Raw genomic sequence first — 7,707 nt, 5'->3', positions numbered from 1 at the left:
AGCAGCAATGTGACATCGTTGTCGACCGGTCTGAGCACGACGAATAGCAATGTGACGTCGCTGTCGAGTTCGGTATCGACTGGCATCACATCGCTGTCGACTGGCATGAGTACGTTCAGCAGCAATGTGACATCGTTGTCGACCGGTCTGAGCACGACGAATAGCAATGTGACGTCGCTGTCGACCTCGACTTCGACCAGCATCATGTCACTGTCGACTTCGACATCGACTGGCCTGAGTACGACTAACAGCAATGTGGGTTCGCTGTCGACTTCGACTTCAACGGGTATCAGCACCAATGCCAGCAACATCGGTTCACTGTCGACCGGTCTGAGCGCAACGAATAGTAACGTGACATCGTTGTCAACTGGCTTGAGCACGACCAACAGCAACGTGACGTCGTTGTCGACCTCAGCATCGACTGGGATTACTTCGTTGTCGACTTCGACTTCGACCGGCATCACTTCGCTGTCAACCGGCATCACCTCGCTGTCGACCTCGACTTCAACCGGTATCACTTCGCTATCGACTGGCTTGAGCACCACCAATAGTAACGTGACATCGTTGTCAACTGGCTTGAGCACGACCAACAGCAACGTGACATCGTTGTCGACTTCGACTTCAACCGGTATCGCTTCACTATCGACCTCGACTTCGACCGGTATCACTTCGTTGTCGGCTGGTTTGAGCACCACCAATAGCAATGTGACATCGTTGTCAACTGGCTTGAGCACGACCAACAGCAACGTGACGTCGTTGTCGACTTCTGCATCGACTGGCATCACTTCGTTGTCGACTTCGACTTCGACCGGTATCTCGTCACTATCGACCTCGACTTCGACCGGCATCACTTCGCTGTCAACCGGTATCACTTCGCTGTCGACTTCGACTTCGACCAGCATCGCTTCGCTGTCAACCTCGACTTCAACCGGTATCAGCACCAATGCCAGTAACATCGGTTCATTGTCGACCGGTCTGAGCGCAACGAATAGCAACGTGACATCGTTGTCGACCTCGGCATCGACTGGCATTACTTCGTTGTCGACTTCGACTTCGACCGGTATCGCTTCGCTGTCAACCGGTATCACTTCGCTGTCGACTGGTCTGAGCGCGACCAACAGCAACGTGACATCGTTGTCGACTTCTGCATCGACCAGCATCACTTCACTGTCGACCTCGGCATCGACTGGCCTGAGCACGACCAACAGCAATGTGGGTTCGCTGTCGACTTCGACTTCAACCGGTATCACTTCGCTATCGACTGGTTTGAGCACAACGAATAGCAACGTGACATCGTTGTCGACCTCGGCATCGACTGGCATCGCTTCGCTGTCGACTTCGACTTTGACCGGTATCACTTCGCTATCAACTGGTTTGAGCACAACGAATAGCAACGTGACATCGTTGTCGGCCTCGGCATCGACTGGCATCGCTTCGCTGTCGACCTCGACTTCGACCAGTATCACTTCACTGTCGACCTCGGCATCGACTGGCCTGAGTACGACCAACAGCAATGTGGGTTCGCTGTCGACTTCGACTTCAACCGGTATCGCTTCACTATCGACCTCGACTTCGACCGGTATCACATCGTTGTCGACTGGTTTGAGCACCACCAATAGCAATGTGACATCGTTGTCAACTGGCTTGAGCACGACCAACAGCAACGTGACCTCGTTGTCGACCTCGGCATCGACTGGCATCACTTCGCTGTCGACTTCGACTTCGACCAGCATCGCTTCGCTGTCAACCTCGACTTCGACCGGTATCAGCACCAATGCCAGCAACATCGGTTCACTGTCGACCGGTCTGAGCGCAGCGAATAGTAACGTGACATCGTTGTCAACGGGCTTGAGCACGACCAACAGCAACGTGACATCGTTGTCGACCTCGGCATCGACGGGCATTACTTCGTTGTCGACTTCGACTTCGACCGGCATCACTTCGCTGTCAACCGGCATTACTTCGCTGTCAACTGGCATCACCTCGCTGTCGACCTCGACTTCAACCGGTATCACTTCGCTATCGACTGGCTTGAGCACGACCAACAGCAACGTGACGTCGTTGTCGACTTCGACTTCAACCGGTATCGCTTCACTATCAACCTCGACTTCGACCGGTATCACATCGTTGTCGACTGGTTTGAGCACCACCAATAGCAACGTGACGTCGTTGTCGACCTCGGCATCGACTGGCATCACTTCGTTGTCGACTTCGACTTCGACCGGTATCGCTTCACTATCGACCTCGACTTCGACCGGCATCACTTCGCTGTCAACCGGTATCACTTCGCTGTCGACTTCGACTTCGACCAGCATCGCTTCGCTGTCAACCTCGACTTCGACCGGTATCAGCATCAATGCCAGTAATATCGGTTCACTGTCGACCGGTCTGAGCGCAACGAATAGCAACGTGACATCGTTGTCGACTGGCTTGAGCACGACCAACAGCAACGTGACGTCGTTGTCGACATCGACATCGACTGGCATTACTTCGTTGTCAACTTCGACTTCGACCGGTATCGCTTCACTATCGACCTCGACTTCGACCGGCATCACTTCGCTGTCAACCGGTATCACTTCGCTGTCGACTTCGACTTCGACCGGTATCGCTTCACTATCGACCTCGACTTCGACCGGCATTACTTCGCTGTCAACCGGTATCACTTCGCTGTCGACTTCGACTTCGACCGGTATCACTTCGCTATCGACTGGCTTGAGTACCACCAATAGTAACGTGACATCGTTGTCAACTGGCTTGAGCACGACCAACAGCAACGTGACATCGTTGTCGACCTCGGCATCGACTGGCATTACTTCGTTGTCGACTTCGACTTCGACCGGTATCGCTTCACTATCGACCTCGACTTCGACCGGCATCACTTCGCTGTCAACCGGTATCACTTCGCTGTCGACTTCGACTTCGACCAGCATCGCTTCGCTGTCAACCTCGACTTCAACCGGTATCAGCACCAATGCCAGCAACATCGGTTCACTGTCGACCGGTCTGAGCGCAACGAATAGCAACGTGACATCGTTGTCGACTGGCTTGAGCGCGACCAACAGCAACGTGACGTCGTTGTCGACCTCGGCATCGACTGGCATTACTTCGTTGTCAACTTCGACTTCGACCGGTATCGCTTCACTATCGACCTCGACTTCGACCGGCATCACTTCGCTGTCAACCGGTATCACTTCGCTGTCGACTTCGACTTCGACCGGTATCACTTCGCTATCGACTGGCTTGAGCACCGCCAATAGTAACGTGACATCGTTGTCAACTGGCTTGAGCACGACCAACAGCAACGTGACATCGTTGTCGACCTCGGCATCGACTGGCATCACTTCGCTGTCGACCTCGACTTCGACCGGTATCACTTCGCTGTCGACTGGCTTGAGCACCGCCAATAGCAACGTGACATCGCTGTCAACTGGCTTGAGCACAACGAATAGTAACGTGACATCGTTGTCGACTGGCTTGAGCACTACCAACAGCAACGCGACGTCGTTGTCGACCTCGGCATCGACTGGCATCACTTCGCTGTCGACCTCGACTTCGACTGGTCTGAGCACAACGAATAGCAACGTGACTTCGCTGTCGACCTCTGCATCGACTGGCATCGTGTCGCTGTCGACCTCGACTTCGACCGGTATCACTTCGCTATCGACTGGCTTGAGCACCACCAATAGTAACGTGACATCGTTGTCAACTGGCTTGAGCACGACCAACAGCAACGTGACGTCGTTGTCGACCTCGGCATCGACTGGCATCGCTTCGCTGTCGACTTCGACTTCGACCGGTATCACTTCGCTATCAACTGGTCTGAGCACGACCAACAGCAATGTGGGTTCGCTGTCGACTTCGACGTCAACGGGTATCAGCACCAATGCCAGCAACATCGGTTCATTGTCGACCGGTCTGAGCGCAACGAATAGCAATGTGACATCGTTGTCGACTGGCTTGAGCACTACCAACAGCAACGTGACGTCGTTGTCGACCTCGGTATCGACTGGCATTACTTCGTTGTCGACTTCGACTTCGACCGGTATCACTTCGCTATCGACTGGCTTGAGCACCACCAATAGCAACGTGACATCGTTATCAACCGGCTTGAGCACGACCAACAGCAACGTGACGTCGCTATCGACTTCGGCATCGACCGGTATCACTTCGTTATCGACTGGTTTGAGCACAACGAATAGCAACGTGACATCGTTGTCGACTTCTGCATCGACCGGCATCGTGTCGCTGTCGACCTCGGCTTCGACCAGCATCACTTCATTGTCGACCTCGGTATCGACTGGCCTGAGCACGACCAACAGCAATGTGGGTTCGCTGTCGACTTCGACTTCAACCGGTATCAGCACCAACGCTAGCAACATCGGTTCACTGTCGACCGGTCTGAGCGCAACGAATAGCAACGTGACATCGTTGTCAACTGGCTTGAGTACGACCAACAGCAACGTGACGTCGTTGTCGACCTCGGCATCGACTGGCATCGCTTCGCTGTCGACTTCGACTTCGACCAGTATCACTTCGCTATCAACTGGTTTGAGCACAACGAATAGCAACGTGACGTCGCTGTCGACCTCGGCATCGACTGGCATCGCTTCGCTGTCGACCTCGACTTCGACCAGCATCACTTCGCTGTCGACCTCGACTTCGACCAGCATCACTTCACTGTCGACCTCGGCATCGACTGGTCTGAGCACGACCAACAGCAATGTGGGTTCGCTGTCGACATCGACTTCAACCGGTATCAGCACCAATGCCAGCAACATCGGGTCACTGTCGACCGGTCTGAGCGCAACGAATAGCAACGTGACATCGTTGTCAACTGGCTTGAGCACGACCAACAGCAACGTGACGTCGTTGTCGACCTCGGCATCGACTGGTATCACTTCACTGTCGACCTCGACTTCGACCGGTATCACTTCGCTATCGACTGGCTTGAGCACCGCCAATAGCAACGTGACCTCGTTGTCAACCGGCTTGAGCACGACCAACAGCAACGTGACATCGTTGTCGACTTCTGCATCGACCGGCATCGTGTCGCTGTCGACCTCGACTTCGACCAGCATCACTTCATTGTCGACCTCGGTATCGACTGGCTTGAGCACGACCAACAGCAACGTGACGTCGTTGTCGACCTCGGCATCGACTGGCATCGCTTCGCTGTCGACTGGTCTGAGCACAACGAATAGCAACCTGACTTCGCTATCGACCTCTGCATCGACTGGCATCGTGTCGCTGTCGACCTCGACTTCGACCGGTATCACATCGTTGTCGACTGGCCTGAGCACCACCAATAGCAACGTGACATCGCTGTCAACTGGCTTGAGCACGACCAACAGTAACGTGACGTCGCTATCGACTTCGGCGTCGACCGGTATCACTTCGCTATCGACTGGATTGAGCACAACGAATAGCAACGTGACATCGTTGTCGACCTCGGCATCGACCGGCATCGTGTCGCTGTCGACCTCGGCATCGACCAGCATCACTTCATTGTCGACCTCGGTATCGACTGGCCTGAGCACGACCAACAGCAATGTGGGTTCGCTGTCGACTTCGGCTTCAACCGGTATCAGCACCAATGCCAGCAACATCGGTTCACTGTCGACCGGTCTGAGCGCAACGAATAGCAACGTGACATCGTTGTCAACTGGCTTGAGCACGACCAACAGCAACGTGACGTCGTTGTCGACTTCGGCATCGACCGGCATCGCATCACTGTCGACCTCGACTTCGACCGGTATCGCTTCACTGTCGACCTCGACTTCGACCGGTATCACTTCGCTGTCGACCTCGGCATCGACTGGCATCGTTTCACTGTCGACTGGCTTGAGCGCAACAAATAGCAACGTGACATCGTTGTCGACCTCCGTATCGACTGGCCTGAGCACGACCAACAGTAACGTGACGTCGCTGTCGACTTCGACTTCGACCGGTATCACTTCGCTATCGACTGGCTTGAGCACCATCAATAGCAACGTGACATCATTGTCGACTGGTCTGAGCACGACCAACAGCAATGTGGGTTCGCTGTCGACTTCGACTTCAACGGGCATTAGTACCAACGCCAGCAACATTGGTTCACTGTCGACCGGTTTGAGCACAACGAATAGCAACGTGACATCGTTGTCGACTGGCTTGAGCACCACCAATAGCAACGTGACTTCGCTATCGACGTCGACATCGAGCGGCATCGCTTCGCTGTCAACCTCGACATCGAGCGGCATCGCTTCACTGTCAACCTCGACTTCGACCGGCATCACTTCGCTGTCGACTTCGACTTCGACCAGCATCGCTTCGCTGTCGAGCTCGACGTCGACCGGTATCACTTCGCTATCGACTGGCTTAAGCACCATCAATAGCAACGTGACATCATTGTCGACTGGTCTGAGCACGACCAACAGCAACCTGACATCGTTATCGACTTCGGCATCGACCGGTATCGCTTCGTTGTCGACCTCGGCTTCAACCGGCATCGCTTCGCTGTCGACCTCGACTTCAACCGGTATCACTTCGCTGTCGACTGGCTTGAGCACTACCAATAGTAACGTGACATCATTGTCGACTGGTCTGAGTACGACCAACAGCAATGTGGCATCGTTGTCGACTGGTTTGAGCACCACCAACGGCAACGTGACATCGCTGTCGACTTCAGCATCGACCGGTATCGCTTCGCTGTCGACCTCGGCTTCGACCAGCATCACTTCGTTGTCGACCTCGACTTCAGCTAGCATCACTTCGCTGTCGACCTCGGCATCGACTGGTCTGAGCACGACCAACAGCAATGTGGGTTCGCTGTCGACTTCGACTTCAACGGGTATCAGCACCAATGCCAGCAACATCGGCTCATTGTCGACCGGTCTGAGCGCAACGAATAGCAACGTGACATCGTTGTCGACTGGCTTGAGCACGACCAACAGCAACCTGACATCGTTATCGACTTCGGCATCGACTGGCATCACTTCGCTGTCGACCTCGACCTCGACCGGTATCACTTCGCTGTCGACTGGCTTGAGCACTACCAATAGTAACGTGACATCATTGTCGACCGGTCTGAGTACGACTAACAGCAATGTGACATCGTTGTCGACTGGTTTGAGCACCACCAACAGCAACGTGACATCGCTGTCGACTTCAGCATCGACCGGTATCGCTTCGTTGTCGACCTCGACTTCGACCAGCATCACTTCGCTGTCGACCTCGGCATCGACTGGTCTGAGCACGACCAACAGCAATGTGAGTTCGCTGTCGACTTCGACTTCAACCGGTATCAGCACCAATGCCAGCAACATCGGCTCGTTGTCGACCGGTCTGAGCGCAACGAATAGCAACGTGACTTCGCTATCGACTTCGACTTCGACCGGTATCACTTCATTGTCGACCGGGCTGAGCACGATCAACAGTAATGTAACGTCGTTGTCGACTGGTTTGAGTACCACTAACAGCAACGTAACGTCGTTGTCAACTTCAGCATCGACTGGCATCACATCGCTGTCGACTGGCATGAGTACGTTCAGCAGCAATGTGACATCGTTGTCGACCGGTCTGAGCACGACGAATAGCAATGTGACGTCGCTGTCGAGTTCGGCATCGACTGGCATCACATCGCTGTCCACCGGCATGAGTACGTTTAGCAGCAATGTGACATCGTTGTCGACCGGTCTGAGCACGACGAATAGCAATGTGACGTCGCTG

The 7,707-nt window shown here is 54.4% G+C and carries 1 protein-coding gene; it reads left to right on the top strand.

Annotated elements, in window-relative coordinates; all coding sequences use genetic code 11:
• Window positions 1-204 precede the first annotated feature (204 nt).
• A partial coding sequence (locus tag GEV47_RS19905; RefSeq protein ID WP_456071358.1) for an ESPR-type extended signal peptide-containing protein occupies window positions 205-7,707 on the top strand: 7,503 nt, incomplete at its 3' end.

The sequence above is a fragment of the Glaciimonas soli genome (genome assembly GCF_009497155.1).
GTDB lineage: Bacteria > Pseudomonadota > Gammaproteobacteria > Burkholderiales > Burkholderiaceae_D > Glaciimonas > Glaciimonas soli.
This window is presented reverse-complemented; position numbering and strand designations above follow the sequence as displayed.